2 protein-coding genes are annotated in these 2,081 nt (G+C 47.3%); both read left to right on the forward strand.

Going from position 1 to position 2,081, the window contains the following annotated elements; all coding sequences use genetic code 11:
• Positions 1 to 583 precede the first annotated feature (583 nt).
• Positions 584 to 1,204: a hypothetical protein gene (locus tag BLW59_RS17000; protein ID WP_074699047.1), complete on the forward strand. Its 621-nt coding sequence runs from the start codon at positions 584 to 586 to the stop codon at positions 1,202 to 1,204.
• Between the two features lie 138 nt (positions 1,205 to 1,342).
• Entirely contained in the window at positions 1,343 to 1,969 is a 627-nt protein-coding gene (locus BLW59_RS17005) for a hypothetical protein (protein WP_217634660.1), read from the forward strand.
• Positions 1,970 to 2,081: the final 112 nt, after the last annotated feature.

A 2,081-nucleotide genomic window follows, 5' to 3' on the forward strand; every position in this document is an offset into this window, starting at 1 on the left:
GAAGAAGTTCAGAAAAACTGTAAGTAAAAAAGCATGGCCATGAACGGTCATGCTTTTTTCATTTACGTGCTACACCAGATGGTTTACCGCTTACGTTAAAGGTTGCTTGACGGACAACGGAAAAGGCCCGCCGTGATGGCGGGCCGGTGGGCTTCGCAGGGCTGACTTGAGCGTGAAGCGTCTTTAGTCCTACGATAATGTTGGCTATCGGTGACGGGTGCTACCCTATCTCCCCTCCGCTTCTGTGTTCCGGCAATGATAGCCGTAAGGACATTATCGGAGGACGGAGGCAGACTGGGCTTTGCGGTGATAAGCGTGGCGGTGTGCGGCAGCGTGCCCCCAGGGACGGGCACTATTTATGATATGCCCTCATGGACGAGGACGACCATATTTTGGCACCTTGAATCCATGGTTTTCGCAGTATTCAAACATCCATTTGGGACTTTTATACAATTCACTACTTTTAGTAACTTCATCTATTGCTTCCTGTGGGGGAATTCCATCTATTAGTATTCTCCTAGCAACTATTCGCTTTATCCTTTTTTCGTCCCTAATAGAATGCCTATACTCCTGGCTTCATGAGTTGGTTTCATTCAGCGGCTACAATTATGACGAAGTCATTGAGCTTGCGAAGTGGGTTCTTGATGAAATGGCAGCCGTGGCCAGGCACCATAACTGGGCTTACAAGCTCAGCGAAGAAATTTGGCATTTGAATGACAGGCTGCCCGCAACGTTGCTGTTTCTGAGCAGGCTGTTCAACGGCTTCAGGCAGGCAGCTAGGCAAATGGGACTGCCTGAGGAAGCCTTTCGCTTGTTATACCGCAGGCTGGGTACATCCAAGGACTCTGATGCTTACACAGAACTCACTTGTCAGGCCCTGGAAGTGATTGGAGATGCCAGATTCTCTGCTGCCGAAAAAGTGCATGACAGGATTGTCAGATATATAAAGCGGGCCAGCAGCATGGTGGAAAATGTCAACAGCCGCCTTCGTGCCTATATGAACATCAAGAAACATGTTTCCAATGATTTTTATAGCCTAGTGCAGCTCCACCTAAACACCAAAAAGTATCGCAGGTCAAGAGTAGAATCCAGAAAGGGCTACAGCCCAGTAGAACTGCTAACCGGTCAGCCCTGGCCGGAACTCATAGATTTGCTAGAAGAACGTGGATTCTGGGCAGAAGGCCAGTTAAGCAAAGTTGCCTAAATTTTATAGATAAAAGCAAAAATTGGTGGCAATTTTACACCAAACGGGAGGGTGTTCTTTTATGCATTTTTGACAACTTGTCAACCTAAATTAGCCTGATTTGAAAACCTCTATCTCTTCACGGATGCTAACTCCGGATTGCCTGTCTTCCCTATCCTGGAGCGTGCTTCCCGCCACGACCTTCCTGCCATGCTGCACGGACTTGCCTGCATCAAGACGTTTTTCGCAGACTGGAATATTTCCGCTTTGCTCCTTGATTCTGCACACGATGCAATCGCTGTGTACGAGATGTGCAACAAAACCGGCATTACGCCCTTCATAGACTTGAACCCTCGTGGCACAAAATCAGCTGAGGACAAAGACTATGATGTGGGAAATGACGGTGTGCCAATCTGTTACCTTGGGCTTCCCATGAAACCAGATGGCACTGATAAGAAACGGCACAGAGCCAAATATATTTGTCCGAAGACAAAATACGCTGAAAGACTATGCCTGTGCGACAAGCGCTGTACCAAATCCACCTATGGCCGTGTTGTGCATATAAGCCTGAAGGATAATCCACGGCTGTTCTGCGATCCTCAACGAGGTTCACCTCAATGGAAGCAAATCTATAACAAGCGCACAGCTGCCGAACGGGCCAACAAAAGCATAAAGATCGACGGGCTGCTGGAAGAAGGACGCCATCACTCTTCCATGATGTGGTATATTCGGTTATTCGCCATAATATCCGTCATCCATGTAGATGCCTGGCGTAAGCGTGCTTGAACCCTGAAAAAAATATTTTTTGAGGCTGTCCCAAATTCTGTGTAAACTCCATATCGTGATGTAAAATTGTTATTAAAACAAGAGGTTTAAGCCCTTGTCACTAATACCAACC

Origin of the sequence: Selenomonas sp. KH1T6, from assembly GCF_900108415.1 — a bacterium.
GTDB lineage: Bacteria > Bacillota > Negativicutes > Selenomonadales > Selenomonadaceae > Selenomonas_B > Selenomonas_B ruminantium_A.